14 protein-coding genes are annotated in these 13,375 nt (G+C 35.6%); 8 read left to right on the top strand and 6 right to left on the bottom strand.

Annotation, left to right across the window (positions count from 1 at the left end; genetic code table 11):
• Positions 1 to 25: 25 nt before the first annotated feature.
• Both ahpF and ahpC read right to left on the bottom strand, forming a co-directional pair.
• Positions 26 to 1,552, bottom strand: coding sequence for an alkyl hydroperoxide reductase subunit F (ahpF, locus tag ACYVEC_RS03955; protein WP_098556874.1), 1,527 nt, complete (start codon positions 1,550 to 1,552; stop codon positions 26 to 28).
• A gap of 14 nt (positions 1,553 to 1,566) precedes the next feature.
• Positions 1,567 to 2,130, bottom strand: coding sequence for an alkyl hydroperoxide reductase subunit C (ahpC, locus tag ACYVEC_RS03950; RefSeq protein WP_000924422.1), 564 nt, complete (start codon positions 2,128 to 2,130; stop codon positions 1,567 to 1,569).
• Between the two features lie 590 nt (positions 2,131 to 2,720).
• On the opposite strand from ahpC, the gene mtnK reads away from it, so the two are divergent.
• The 3 genes from mtnK to ACYVEC_RS03935 are packed head-to-tail and all read left to right on the top strand — an operon-like array spanning position 2,721 to position 5,700.
• Complete coding sequence (gene mtnK / locus ACYVEC_RS03945) at positions 2,721 to 3,950, top strand: S-methyl-5-thioribose kinase (RefSeq protein ID WP_063221594.1); 1,230 nt, start codon at positions 2,721 to 2,723, stop codon at positions 3,948 to 3,950.
• Positions 3,951 to 3,962: 12 nt separating this feature from the next.
• Positions 3,963 to 5,006: an S-methyl-5-thioribose-1-phosphate isomerase gene (gene mtnA / locus ACYVEC_RS03940; protein WP_063221595.1), complete on the top strand. Its 1,044-nt coding sequence runs from the start codon at positions 3,963 to 3,965 to the stop codon at positions 5,004 to 5,006.
• Positions 5,007 to 5,058: 52 nt separating this feature from the next.
• A complete protein-coding gene (locus ACYVEC_RS03935; protein ID WP_016133508.1) occupies positions 5,059 to 5,700 on the top strand; it encodes an L-fuculose-phosphate aldolase in 642 nt (213 codons plus the stop codon).
• Positions 5,701 to 5,737: 37 nt separating this feature from the next.
• Here ACYVEC_RS03935 and ACYVEC_RS03930 read toward each other — a convergent pair whose 3' ends face one another.
• The 3 genes from ACYVEC_RS03930 to ACYVEC_RS03920 are packed head-to-tail and all read right to left on the bottom strand — an operon-like array spanning position 5,738 to position 8,748.
• Positions 5,738 to 6,745: a FecCD family ABC transporter permease gene (locus ACYVEC_RS03930; RefSeq protein WP_098555160.1), complete on the bottom strand. Its 1,008-nt coding sequence runs from the start codon at positions 6,743 to 6,745 to the stop codon at positions 5,738 to 5,740.
• On the bottom strand, positions 6,742 to 7,782 hold the full coding sequence (locus ACYVEC_RS03925; RefSeq protein ID WP_142332671.1) for a FecCD family ABC transporter permease: 1,041 nt from the start codon (positions 7,780 to 7,782) through the stop codon (positions 6,742 to 6,744). Before ACYVEC_RS03925 ends, ACYVEC_RS03930 begins: the two co-directional genes overlap by 4 nt.
• Before the next feature lie 48 nt (positions 7,783 to 7,830).
• Complete coding sequence (locus ACYVEC_RS03920) at positions 7,831 to 8,748, bottom strand: iron-hydroxamate ABC transporter substrate-binding protein (protein ID WP_098555156.1); 918 nt, start codon at positions 8,746 to 8,748, stop codon at positions 7,831 to 7,833.
• A gap of 332 nt (positions 8,749 to 9,080) precedes the next feature.
• On the opposite strand from ACYVEC_RS03920, the gene ACYVEC_RS03915 reads away from it, so the two are divergent.
• Complete coding sequence (locus ACYVEC_RS03915; protein ID WP_063221599.1) at positions 9,081 to 10,130, top strand: NAD(P)/FAD-dependent oxidoreductase; 1,050 nt, start codon at positions 9,081 to 9,083, stop codon at positions 10,128 to 10,130.
• A gap of 196 nt (positions 10,131 to 10,326) precedes the next feature.
• Here the strand turns inward: ACYVEC_RS03915 and ACYVEC_RS03910 are convergent, their stop codons facing one another.
• Positions 10,327 to 10,695 carry a hypothetical protein gene (locus tag ACYVEC_RS03910; protein WP_063221600.1) on the bottom strand — a complete coding sequence of 123 codons (369 nt, stop codon included), beginning with the start codon at positions 10,693 to 10,695 and terminating at the stop codon, positions 10,327 to 10,329.
• Between the two features lie 181 nt (positions 10,696 to 10,876).
• Between ACYVEC_RS03910 and ACYVEC_RS03905 the strand changes: the two genes are divergently transcribed.
• The 4 genes from ACYVEC_RS03905 (at position 10,877) to ACYVEC_RS03890 (ending at position 13,215) form a co-directional block, all read left to right on the top strand.
• Positions 10,877 to 11,116, top strand: coding sequence for a helix-turn-helix domain-containing protein (locus tag ACYVEC_RS03905; RefSeq protein WP_080468318.1), 240 nt, complete (start codon positions 10,877 to 10,879; stop codon positions 11,114 to 11,116).
• Between the two features lie 253 nt (positions 11,117 to 11,369).
• Entirely contained in the window at positions 11,370 to 11,903 is a 534-nt protein-coding gene (locus ACYVEC_RS03900) for an LSm family protein (protein WP_063221602.1), read from the top strand.
• Positions 11,904 to 11,924: 21 nt separating this feature from the next.
• On the top strand, positions 11,925 to 12,368 hold the full coding sequence (locus ACYVEC_RS03895; RefSeq protein WP_063221603.1) for a hypothetical protein: 444 nt from the start codon (positions 11,925 to 11,927) through the stop codon (positions 12,366 to 12,368).
• A gap of 178 nt (positions 12,369 to 12,546) precedes the next feature.
• Entirely contained in the window at positions 12,547 to 13,215 is a 669-nt protein-coding gene (locus ACYVEC_RS03890) for an LSm family protein (RefSeq protein ID WP_063221604.1), read from the top strand.
• Positions 13,216 to 13,375 lie beyond the last annotated feature (160 nt).

Raw genomic sequence — 13,375 nt, 5'->3', positions numbered from 1 at the left:
TGCTTTTTTTACTCACGTCTATATATTAGTTACGGATTAAGTAATCAAATGCACCTAAAGCTGCGTTTGCACCTGAACCCATAGAGATGATGATTTGTTTGTACGGATTATTTGTACAGTCACCTGCAGCAAACACTCCTGGTACGTTTGTAGCGCCGTGCTTGTCTATTACGATTTCACCGCGAGCGCGTTCAACTGTTTCGCCTAACCAGTCTGTGTTTGGCACAAGACCGATTTGTACGAATACACCTTGTAATTCAACGTGATGAACTTCTTCAGTTTCACGATCGATGTAAGAAATACCGTTTACTTTATCAGTACCAGTGATTTCCTTCGTTTGAACGTTTTTCAGAACAGTTACGTTTGGTAAGCTGTTAAGACGCTCTTGTAATACAGCATCAGCTTTTAATTCTGGCATGAATTCAAGAACAGTTACGTGCTTAACAATACCTGCTAAGTCGATAGCTGCTTCAATACCAGAGTTACCGCCGCCGATAACTGCTACGTCTTTTCCAATGAATAATGGACCGTCACAGTGTGGGCAGTATGCTACACCTTTGTTTTTGAACTCAGCTTCACCTGGTACGCCAACGTTACGCCAGCGAGCACCTGTTGAAACGATTACGCTCTTACTTTTCAGAATAGCGCCGTTTTCAAGTTCCACTTCAATAAGTTCTTTTTTCTCTAAACGTTTCGCACGTTGTAGATTCATTACATCGATGTCGTATTCTTTTACGTGCTCTTCAAGGCTTGCTACTAGCTTAGGACCTTCAGTGCGTTTTACGCTAATGAAGTTCTCAATACCCATAGTATCCATTACTTGACCACCGAAGCGCTCAGCAACGATACCAGTGCGGATGCCTTTACGTGCTGCATAAATTGCTGCACTTGCACCAGCAGGGCCGCCACCAACAACAAGAACATCGTATGGATCTTTATCAGAAAGCTCTGATGCATCTGGACCGTTACCCATTTTAGCTAAAATTTCTTCAAGTGTCATACGACCGCTTCCGAAAGATTCGCCGTTTAGGTAAACAGTAGGTACTGCCATGATGTCTTTGCTTTCTACTTCCTCTTTGAATGCAGCGCCATCAATCATAGTATGTGTAATACCAGAGTTAAGAACGCTCATTACGTTAAGAGCTTGTACAACATCAGGACAGTTATGACAACTTAGGCTGATATAAGATTCAAAATGATATTCGCCTTGAATGTTTTTAATTTGATCGATTAGTTTTTGTTCAACTTTTGGAGCGCGTCCACTTACTTGTAGTAAAGCTAACACTAATGAAGTAAATTCGTGTCCTAATGGAATACCAGCGAATACGACACCAGTGTCTTCACCAGGGCGATTTACGCTAAAGCTTGGTGTTCTCTCTAGTTCAACTTTTTCTACTGTAATCTTAGATGACATAGTAGCTAATTCATCTACTAGAGCTAACATATCTTTAGATACGTTGTCGTCTCCAGCGCTTACTTTAAGTAAAATATCGTTCTCCATTAACTGAAGGTATTGGGATAGTTGTGTTTTTATATCTGCATCTAGTATCATTTTGATCGAACTCCTTAGATTTTGCCTACAAGGTCAAGGCTTGGTTTAAGTGTAGCAGAACCCTCTTGCCATTTAGCTGGGCAAACTTCACCTGGGTTGTTACGTACGTATTGAGCTGCTTTAATTTTGTTAACAAGAATGCTTGCGTCACGACCGATACCGTCAGCATTGATTTCCATAGATTGGATAACGCCGTCTGGATCGATGATGAATGTACCACGAGCAGCAAGACCTTCTTCTTCCATTAAAACGTTGAAGTTTGTAGTGATTGTGCGAGTTGGGTCACCAATCATGATGTACTCGATTTTGCCGATAGTTTCTGAGCTATCATGCCATGCTTTGTGAGTGAAGTGAGTGTCTGTAGATACAGAGTATACTTCAACGCCTAACTCTTTAAGAGTTGCGTATTGGTTTTGTAAGTCTTCAAGTTCAGTTGGGCAAACGAATGTGAAGTCAGCTGGGTAGAAACAAACTACACTCCATTTTCCTTTTAAACTTTCGTCAGTAACTTGGATAAATTCTCCATTATGGTAAGCATTAGCTTTAAACGGTTTTACTTCTGTGCCGATTAATAACATATTAAAATTCCTCCTAAATGTTGGTTTTGAGCATCAAAAAATAGTTTGCTCATAAAATATATTTTTTAATTAACTATAATAATTCTAATTCGATATTAATTATCATATAGAATTGGTTATTTTGTCAAGAGAATAAACCAACTTTATATCAATTTAATTAATATTTATTCTCAATTAAGGCTATTAGGGAATTGAAAGGTAATTTTAAGTTTATAAATTTTCAATGAGTGTTTGAAAGAGTAGTGTGTATGTTAGAGGTATGTTGTAAGTATAAATTCATAGGAAGGAAATATTTCTTAGAAGTTGTGGATTTGAAAAGGAACTGCTTACTTCTATTCTACAAAGAATTGTGCGATAAAGAAAATAAAATGAATCGGAATTTTTTTGAACAATTTTTGTCATCTCAAATATATAATTAGGAAGTATATTGTAATGATAATTAGAAACATTGACTCAAATTGCTAACAAGATATAATAAAATCTAGATATACATTTCAAAAAGAAGAACATATATTATAGGATAAAAAATTTAACCATATTATTTTTTATAGCTTTTAGAAAACGCTTACAATTAGTGTGGAGGGGAAACCATGTCTAAGTTCACAAAGTATTTTTTAATGGAAGCTAACGATGTGATTGTATATGTGAAAGAGAAATTATCTAAGTTTGAGGATGCAAAGGGGTTACAGTGTAAAGAAATAGGTGATGGTAATTTAAATTATGTGTTTCGCGTTTGGGATGAAAAGGAGAACATTTCTGTTATTGTAAAGCAAGCTGGGGATACAGCACGTATTTCAGATGAGTTTAAGTTGTCGACGAATCGAATTCGTATAGAATCAGATGTTTTGCAGTTGGAGGAGGAGCTAGCACCTGGGCTTGTTCCAAAGGTGTATTTGTTTGATAGTGTGATGAATTGTTGCGTAATGGAAGATTTATCGGATCATACAATATTACGTACAGCACTTATAAATCATCAAATATTTCCGAGGCTTGCGGATGATTTAACGACCTTTTTGGTAAATACACTCTTATTAACATCGGATGTTGTAATGAATCATAAAGAGAAGAAGGAACTTGTGAAGAATTATATAAATCCTGAGTTATGTGAGATTACAGAAGACCTCGTATACGCTGAGCCATTTACAAATCATAATAAGCGTAATGAGTTATTTCCATTAAATGATGGATGGATTAGAGAGCATATTTATAGTGATAAAGAGCTTCGTATCGAAGTAGCAAAACTTAAGTTTTCTTTTATGACGAATGCACAGGCGCTTATTCACGGTGATTTGCATACTGGTTCTGTTTTTGTAAAAAGTGATTCCACAAAGATAATTGATCCTGAGTTTGCCTTTTATGGACCTATGGGATATGACGTCGGGAATGTAATGGCGAATTTAATGTTTGCTTGGGTAAATGCAGATGCAACGATGTCAGATGGAGCTGAGAAGGATACGTATATGGATTGGTTACAATCTACAATGGTAGAGGTAATTGATCTATTTAAGAAGAAGTTTTTAGATGCTTGGAATATTCATGTGACAGAGATTATGGCGAAGGAAGAAGGCTTTAACGAAATCTATTTACAATCTGTATTAGAGGATACAGCTGCAGTGACAGGCCTTGAGTTAATTCGTCGTATTGTTGGGCTAGCGAAAGTAAAAGATATTACTTGTATTGAGAATGAGGAAGTACGTGCTAGAGCGGAACGCATTTGTCTTCAAGTTGCAAAGAAATTTATTTTACGAGCGAATCAATATAAAACAGGTACAAGCTTTGTAGAAACGTTAAAAGAACAGTCAATGCACTATGCGAAGTAAGGGGAGAAGATGATGGAAGAGCAATTAATACCAATCCAGTGGAAAGATGATGCTTTAGTTTTATTAGATCAAACAGTATTACCGAATGAAGTTGTCTATGAATCTTTTAAAACAGCTGAAAGTGTGTGGGATGCGATTCAAGTAATGAAAGTAAGAGGAGCTCCAGCGATTGGTGTTTCAGCAGCTTACGGTGTGTATTTAGGAGCCAAGGCAGTTCCTCAAAGTACGGTGGAAGAATTTATAGAGGAAGTCAAAAAAGTATGTGCATATTTGGCAACATCGAGACCGACGGCGGTAAATTTATTTTGGGCACTTGAAAGAATGGAGAATGTGGCGAAAGAAAATACCCACTTATCAATCTCTCAGTTGAAAGATAGATTACTAGAAGAGGCAAAAGAGATTCATAGAGAAGATGAAGAAATTAACCGTCAGATTGGAGAGCATGCATTAACATTATTCCACGATGGAATGGGAGTATTAACACATTGTAATGCGGGTGCGTTAGCGACGACTAAGTATGGTACTGCGACAGCTCCAATGTACTTAGCGAAAGAAAAAGGATGGGACTTAAAAATCTATTCTGATGAAACACGCCCTAGATTACAAGGTTCAACGTTAACAGCATTAGAACTACAGCGAGCGGGAATTGACGTCACTGTCATTACGGATAATATGGCGGCTATGGTCATGTCACAAGGGAAGATTGACGCTGTAATCGTTGGATGTGACCGTGTGGCAGCAAACGGTGATGTAGCAAATAAAATTGGAACATTAGGCGTATCTATTTTAGCGAAATACTACAACATTCCATTTTATGTAGCAGCACCAATACCAACAATTGATTTAAAAACACTGACAGGAAAAGAAATTCCAATCGAGGAAAGAGATGCTTCTGAAGTGATTAATTGCTTTGGACAATATTCTGCTCCGAAAGAAAGTAAAGTATATAATCCAGCATTTGATGTCACGCCACATGAAAATGTAACAGCAATTATTACGGAAAAAGGGATTGTAAAGGCACCATTTACGGAAAACTTAAAAAAGCTATTTCAATAAGTAGATAGATACAAAGTCAGTCATCATAAGCTTCATACTTAGGGGGATGTATATGTTATTACAAAAAGAAAGAGAAGAAATTGTAGCGTATGGAAAGAAAATGATTTCTAGCGGTTTAACAAAGGGGACCGGTGGTAATATTAGTATTTTTAATCGCGAACAAGGGCTTGTTGCAATTAGCCCAAGTGGTTTAGAGTATTATGAAACAAAACCTGAAGATGTAGTTATATTAAACTTAGATGGTGAAGTAGTAGAGGGAGAGAGAAAACCATCAAGTGAGCTTGATATGCATCTTATTTATTATAGAAATCGTGAAGATATAAATGCACTTGTGCATACACACTCTCCTTACGCGAAGACGATTGCATCATTAGGATGGGAACTTCCTGCTGTATCGTATTTAATTGCTTTCGCAGGTCCGAATGTTCGCTGTGCGCCGTATGAAACATTTGGTACGAAGCAATTAGCGGAGGCTGCTTTTGAAGGTATGATTGATCGACGTGCCGTGTTACTTGCCAATCACGGTTTAATTGCAGGGGCAAATCATATAAAAATGGCATTTACTGTTGCGGAAGAGATTGAGTTTTGTGCGCAAATTTATTATCAAACGAAAAGTGTTGGGGAGCCGAAGCTATTGCCAGAAGACGAGATGGAGAATTTGGCGAAGAAGTTTGAAGGATATGGGCAGCAGTAGAATAAAAACACCCTCAAGAAGATCTTGAGGGTGTTTTTTACGCCTTTTTAAGCAACAAATACATAAAGTAAGGAGCACCAATTAAAGCAACAACAATACCTGCCGGGATACCGTTAGGTTCAACGATATTTCGTCCGATTGTGTCTGCTAATAGTAATAGCCACCCGCCGATTAAAAGGGCAATAGGCATGAAGATTTGATGCCTTGGACCTACTAAAGATTTTGCGATGTGAGGAGCCATCAGCCCGATAAAGCTAATTCCTCCTGTTACGGAAACAGCAGCAGCTGCAAGCGCAACGGCTGCAACTAATAAGTATCTGCGTTCTTTTTCAATTTCAATTCCAACGCCAATTGCGACTGGTTCGTTTAATGCTAGAATGTTTAATCGATTTGCTTTATAGAAAACAAACGGAATTAATACGATTAGCCATGGGAGCATTGCGAAAATGAAGATCCAGTCATCTCCCCAAATATTTCCGGCAATCCATTTTGAAATAAAGTCTACTTTCATACGATCTGCGGATGAAATAAGGACAATCATCGTTCCAGATAGTGCAAATGCAAAACCGATACCGGTTAATGTTAATCGTACCGGCTGAAGTCCTGTTGATTTGCTATATGAAAATACGTAAATTAGAACAGCTGTCAGAAATGCCCCGATAAATCCAACGACAGGTAGTAAGTAAAGAAATGAACCTACATCTATTGGAAAGTATAAAAAGAAAATAGCGACAGCAACACCGGCCCCAGAGTTAATTCCGAGAATACCAGGTTCAGCTAAATCATTTCGGGTAATTCCTTGCAGAATAGCCCCTGATAAAGCGAGAGCCATACCAGCTAATAATGTAATGATAATTCTAGGTAGCCTTAAAGAGTATAAAACAAACTCTTCTTTAAAGGTTCCTTGTCCCATTAGTGTTGGGAGTAGCCGATCATAAGATAAAGAGGCTGAACCGAGTCCCATTCCAATTACAATGGTTGTAATGGTTATTATAAGTAAAGCGAGTATGATAAGACGTTGTTTTCTTAAAATAGATGGCATCATGAGAACGTTTTTCCTCCTTTACGAACAATGAATAGGAAGAATGGTAACCCTACAATTGCGACAATAGCGGCAACTGGTGTTTCGTACGGAGCGTTAATCGTACGTCCGATTGTATCTGCCAGTAGCATAAAGGAAGCGCCAGCAATTGCTGACATCGGTATAACAAATCGGTAATCTGGACCGACAATAGGGCGCACCATATGAGGCACCATTAAACCGATAAATGCCATATTTCCGACAAGCGCTACAGAAGCACCAGCAAGTAAGATGATAATGATAAATAAAATGGTTTTAATGAAGATAATTTTTTGACCGAGTCCAATAGCTACTTCTTCACTGAAACTAAGGACTGTTAATTTTTTTGCTAGTAAGATAGCGATAAAGATACTGATTGAAATAACTGGAATAATAACTTTTAATTGGCTCCAAGTTGTTCCAATAACGCCTCCAGCAGTCCAAAGTGATACATCTTGTGAAATTTTGAAGTAAATGCCGACACCTTCTGAAATTGCGAGTAGAAATGCTGAAACGGCAGCACCAGCTAATACAATTCGAAGAGGGGAGAGCCCACCTTTTTTCACCATACCAATTCCAAATACCATAATTGCGCCAACAGCAGCCCCGATAAAGCAAGCTAATGTTAAGTAAAGGTAGCTAATGGAAGGATTGAAAGCAAGTGTAAGTGCAAGCGCAGCATTGGCTCCACCAGATAGCCCTAGTAATCCAGGATCTGCAAGTGGATTTCGTGTCAATCCTTGCATAATTGCTCCAGAAACAGCAAGTCCAGATCCTACAAAAATAGCAGCAACTTCACGTGGCAAACGTATCTCGCGAATGATAGATATTTTGTCTCCTTTAGCGGAGGAAGTGAGTGCTAACCATACGTCTTTTATAGAAGTATCAGCAGCACCTACCACCATTGCAACCATAAAAATAAGAAAGAATGCAATTATGCTCAAAATTAGTTTGTATGTAAAAGCAATAGAACGTGGATTATCATGATCTTTTGTCATTCGTTTCACATCTTTTCTGTTCATAGAATAAAGGAAGAGGAATTCTTAAATTAAGAATTCCTCATGTTTGTATTATTTACCAAGAAAGCTCTTCTTAAAGAAGTCTAGTTGGAAATCTAATGTAAGTGGATCATTGAAATAGAATTCCATCATGTTTGCTTCGTATACGCGATTATTTTTTACTGCTGGGATGTTTTTATATGATTCTGTCTCTTGGAATGAGTTATCAGTCTCTTTGTTTTTACTTACGATTAAGTAATCACCAGCAAACTCAGGTAATACCTCAGTAGATAATGCGTAATAACCTTCTTTTAATGCTTTTTCTTTTACTTTTTCAGGCATTTTTAATTTCATTTCTTGGTACAGAATTTCTGTTCCACGGCCCCAGTTCTCGCCGTAAACATAAAGCTGTTTGTTGAAGTTTTCTACAACAGAAACTGTTGCATCTTCACCGATTTTTGCTTTAATTTCTTTACCAGCTTCTTGTGCACGTTTCTTGAAGTCATCAACCCAAGTTTTTGCTTCTTTTTCTTTGTTTAATAATTTACCGATTTCTAAATGCTGTGTTAAGTAATCAACTTTTCCGTAAGTGTATGTTACAGTAGGAGCGATTTTCTTTAACTTATCAACATTTTTAATATTTGATAAACCAATGATTAAATCTGGATTTAGTTCAGCGATTTTTTCAACATTTTCATCTGATACTTCAGCAACATCTTTAAGTTTGCTATCAAAACGTGGGTTTTGTTTAGACCATGAATCTACCCCAACAAGATTTATACCTAATGACATTACGTTACCAGCGAATGATGATAAAACAACAACGCGTTTTGGATTTGCAGGAACTTCTACTTTACCATTTTCAGATTGGTATGTAATTGTTTCTGATTTACTACCTTTTGCATCGTTCTTTTTGTCAGTAGAGCCATTGCTACAAGCGCTCATAACAAGAACGAAAAGAACTGTTAGTGAAATAAATAACTTTTTCATCGTCTTTCTCCTTTAACATAGATGATATGTGTATACAATAATTTGTTTAACTGCAATTTTTTTGAATGAGTAGTGGTAATGCAAAATGTTTATTAAAAATCTTGAATATGAGATTTCACAATATAGTATTAGCCATATTAATGAAAGAAGATGTAATCTCAAATTTGCTAATTATTAACAAATTGATAATGATTATCACTATTGATTCTTTAAATAATATAATTTTATATAGGTGTATTGTCAATAGTAATTTTGATTGTAAATTTTGCAGAAACAGGTTATATTTTATTGAGAATGATAATCAATGATTAGTAGCTGAGGAGTGAGCACGAATGAATCGAGAAGAATTGTTTGATGTAACTGTGATAGGCGGAGGACCTGCAGGGCTTTATTCAGCTTTTTATAGTGGACTCAGAGAGATGAAAACGAAAATAATAGAATTTCAACCACAGCTAGGTGGAAAAATACATGTTTATCCAGAGAAAATGATTTGGGATGTAGGTGGACTATTACCAGTTACAGGTGATAAATTAATTGAACAACTTGTACAACAAGGGCTAACATTTAAGCCGGAAGTGGTATTAGATACAAAAATAGAATCGATTATTCGCAATGAAGATGGTACTTTTACATTAAAAACAAGCACTGGAGAAGAACATTTTTCAAAAACAGTTATTGTTGCAACTGGAAGTGGTATATTGAAACCGCAAAAGTTATCAATTGAAGGTGCTGAGCGATTTGAAGTATCAAATTTAAATTATACAGTGAAATCTTTAAAGCGTTTTAAAGATAAGACAGTCATTATTTCTGGTGGAGGTAATTCTGCCGTTGATTGGGCAAATGAATTAGAACCAATCGCAAAAAAGGTGTATGTAACATATAGAAAAGAAGAGTTATCTGGTCATGAAGCACAAGTGAAGCAGCTGCTGAACAGCTCAGCGGATTGTTTCTTTAATACCTCTATTACAAAATTAATTGCTGGTGATAACCATGAAGCGATTGAATATGTAGAACTAACGAACCATGAAACAGGTGAAGTGTCTCATTTACCTATTGATGAAGTTATTATTAACCATGGATATGAGCGTGACATTACATTATTAGAAAACAGCGAGTTAGACGTTGCGATTATAGATAATTATTATATTGCTGGTAATGCAAACAGTGAGTCTTCAGTAGATGGATTATATGCTGCTGGGGATATCTTAAAGCATGAAGGAAAATTACATTTAATTGCGGGAGCATTCCAAGATGCTGGAAATGCTGTAAATAAAGCGAAACAATTCATTCAACCAGATGCAAGTGAATACGGAATGGTTTCTTCGCATAATGAAGTATTTAAGAAGAGAAATCGTGAATTGATTAAGCAGATGATGAAATAATAAAGGGGCAAGTAGAACCCCCATTTACTTCTCTATTCGAGTGACGAGAGAGGTAAATGGGGGTTTTCCTGTTTACTATATTTTCACTCATTATAATGACACCGGTTTCATCAGTTCATGTGACATGAACGTTTTATTTGTAAATCTTCCTAGAAAACAATGAATCTATGTTTTGCTGACGCAGAACAGTATTAAATTATGCTGTTCCTTTAGCTCGTTCGTTAGGAAATGGCATATTTAATATAGAAGCAATGTACTGTTTTCCGTGCATTCGAGCTAATGATTCTAATATTTGGCGAACACGTTTTGTAAGATGACCTTGTTTTTTTATTTCCTCACAATATGCGTCATAGAAAACGTATTTAGCCCAAAGGAAATCATCTTGTTGGAATAAGAAATGATTCTTGTACCATTCCCCAATTGTACGGTAACAATTGTTTTCCTGTATTGCTGCGCTTTGAGAAAGAATACGATTAGATAAAGATGTAGTTAAATGAGAAATTGTGTTTTCTGTTTCAACTTGTAATGTTTTTTCTAACATTGTAATGATGTGACGAGTAGCCATATGTTAACTCTCCTTTGTGTAAATGGGTAATACCATTCTATATTTAAAAAATTCTTACTATATACTATTATACAATATATGGAATGCATCTACCTGCTTTTTAAGTCGCATTTACAAAATCTTTTTTATTTGTTTACAAAAATAAAGTAAGATACAGTATATATGAAAAAATAATAAAGGAATGAACGCGTTGTATATAACAGTAGAAGAAGCTGCGGAGTATTTGAATTTACCAAAGTCGTATATTGAAGAGCTAATTCAGCAAAAGAAAATTCGTGCACTATTTGATGGAGATCAATATTTATTAAATAAAGAACAATTCAATACACATTTAGAACAAATGGAGAAATATAAGCAATTAGTGGAAGAAATATTGAACGAACCAATTCCAGAAGATATGGATGTTAAAGACGAAGATTAAACTATGGAAATCCCGTATGAAGATATGCAGAAATGTGTCTTCATACGGGATTTTTAGTTTCAAGATATCAAAATTTTAAGGAGTCCCCAGGATTTTTTTGGAATTTGATAGGTAGTAGTCTACCATGTTAAAAGCATATTTTTTTATAGCTAGGACAAACATAGAGAACGTAACCTGTACAGATACATATACTATCAGTGCAAAAGCTTATAAATTAATGAAAAGCTTATAAATTAATGGAAGGGGTTTTCTCGTGAGTTTATTTCATTGGGATTTTTTGGAAGGTTTAATTGGATCTTATGTAAGAGTAAACAGAGGTGGACCAGAATCTCAAAAAGGAACAATAGTATCATTAGGTGTGGACTACTTCGGATTAGAGAATGAAAAAGGAGAGAACCATTACTACCAGCTTCGCCATCTGAAAAGCATTACCCGAAATACGAAAGATGGTGGAGTAGGTGATTTAGAATGGGGAGAAGAAGACATTGCAGAAGACTTTGAAACGCTACTTCAAAGCTTCAAATACCGCTGGGTGAAAATTAACCGTGGTGGACCAGAGAAAATTGAAGGTATTTTACAAGATGTTTCTGGCGGTTATGTAACATTGATTATTAAAGAAGAAGTTGTATTAATTGCACTATCTCATATTAAGAGTGTTAATTATAATGCATCTGTAAGTGGAGAGAGTGATGAGAGTAGTGATGAGAGTAGCAATGAGAAAAGTAATGAAAACAGCAATAATTCAAGTCGAGCTCGCGCACTAAGACAATCAAGTAGAGGAAGATAAAACAGAAAGGAGGGTATGAATTTGAAGGATGTATTATGCTGTGATCAAATCAAAGGTTTAGTTGGTGAGAATGTAAAAGTAAATCTTCGTGGACCGGAAAGTCGAGTAGGTGTACTGTCATTGTTAGGAAAAGATTACCTTACACTACAATTACCTCATGGAGAATTAGTGTATTATCAGCTGAAACATGTGAAGAGTCTAGTCAGAAAAGTGAAAGAGGCACAAGGAGAATATGGTTCATGTTTTTATGCGGAAGAAGATACTTTTTTAGATGTATTAAATGACTTGAAGTATAAATGGATAAAGATTAATCGTGGTGGACCAGAGTGTGTGGAAGGTTTATTAAGTGATATACATGATGGAAATATTACACTAATTAACGGTGATGAGGTCATTTATGTAATTAATTCCCATGTTAAGAGTGTGAGTCAAATAGTTAAAAACAAAAAGAATGAAGAAGAATAATGTTTAATAAATAAAAGGGGCATTATGATTGAAAGTGAAGAATGATTTCATATTTCTCTGTAATTATTTTTGGATATATGAAAAAGGGTTTCTTACTATTAAAAAACAGAACATTGCCCCTGATTATTTTTAGAATAAAAGAAAGGGAAATTGTAATTTCATAGGAAGGAGGATATAGATGAATGAGTTAAACAAAAGTATTGGAGAAAATATATATGTTAAATTAATCGGTGAAAAAAGATTTAAAGGTGTATTAATAGACGTAGGAAATGATATTGTTGTTCTTTATAATGGACAAGACTACGTGTATATATCTTTATACCATGTACAATATTATAAATTTTTAAGACCATATGATGAAGAAATATCAAAACCAGATGTTGATTCTGTAATTAAGAGGGAATCCCCTTCAATTTCTTTGAGGAAAGTATTAAGTACCTCTAAAGGGGTTTTTACAGAGATTTATGTAGCTGGAAATGCTCCAATACATGGGTATGTTACAAGTGTAATGAACGATTATATTGTTTTTTATAGTCCAGTTTATAAAACTGTATATATATCTTTAAAACACTTGAAGTGGTTAATTCCGTATAAAGAAAATCAAGTGCCTTATGCCCTCAATAAAAATGAACTCCCCGTGAATCCGTTAAATATTACGTTAGCTCGAACTTTTGAAGAACAACTTATTAAAATGGCTGGCAAAATCATGGTGTTCGATTTAGGTGAGGAATATAATAAAATCGGAAAGATGGCGAAGATTGACGAAGGGCATATTGAAATATTAAAAGCGCGTGATGCGAAAATGTATGTAAATATTCAACATGTAAAATCTGTCCACTGTCCGTAAGCTAGTTGAAAGGGCTGGCTTTTTCTTTTATATGCAGAAGAAAAAGTCGAGCCTATTTGTTTAGCTCGATTTGAATATGAGGGGAAAAATAAATTGAATATAAATATGTTAGTGTGATCATTGAAGAGGAAATCTTGTGCTAAATTATAAAAAATATGTA

It is taken from the genome of Bacillus sp. MN7755, from assembly GCF_054771475.1.
The sequence above is the reverse complement of the archived record's forward strand: the minus strand, read 5'-3'. Positions and strand labels throughout refer to the sequence as shown.

Coding starts and splice junctions, on each gene's coding strand:
- ahpF (WP_098556874.1), bottom strand. CDS start 1,552: ATGATACTAGATGCAGATATAAAAACACAACTATCCCAATACCTTCAG.
- ahpC (WP_000924422.1), bottom strand. CDS start 2,130: ATGTTATTAATCGGCACAGAAGTAAAACCGTTTAAAGCTAATGCTTAC.
- mtnK (WP_063221594.1), top strand. CDS start 2,721: ATGTCTAAGTTCACAAAGTATTTTTTAATGGAAGCTAACGATGTGATT.
- mtnA (WP_063221595.1), top strand. CDS start 3,963: ATGGAAGAGCAATTAATACCAATCCAGTGGAAAGATGATGCTTTAGTT.
- ACYVEC_RS03935 (WP_016133508.1), top strand. CDS start 5,059: ATGTTATTACAAAAAGAAAGAGAAGAAATTGTAGCGTATGGAAAGAAA.
- ACYVEC_RS03930 (WP_098555160.1), bottom strand. CDS start 6,745: ATGATGCCATCTATTTTAAGAAAACAACGTCTTATCATACTCGCTTTA.
- ACYVEC_RS03925 (WP_142332671.1), bottom strand. CDS start 7,782: ATGAACAGAAAAGATGTGAAACGAATGACAAAAGATCATGATAATCCA.
- ACYVEC_RS03920 (WP_098555156.1), bottom strand. CDS start 8,748: ATGAAAAAGTTATTTATTTCACTAACAGTTCTTTTCGTTCTTGTTATG.
- ACYVEC_RS03915 (WP_063221599.1), top strand. CDS start 9,081: ATGAATCGAGAAGAATTGTTTGATGTAACTGTGATAGGCGGAGGACCT.
- ACYVEC_RS03910 (WP_063221600.1), bottom strand. CDS start 10,695: ATGGCTACTCGTCACATCATTACAATGTTAGAAAAAACATTACAAGTT.
- ACYVEC_RS03905 (WP_080468318.1), top strand. CDS start 10,877: ATGAACGCGTTGTATATAACAGTAGAAGAAGCTGCGGAGTATTTGAAT.
- ACYVEC_RS03890 (WP_063221604.1), top strand. CDS start 12,547: ATGAATGAGTTAAACAAAAGTATTGGAGAAAATATATATGTTAAATTA.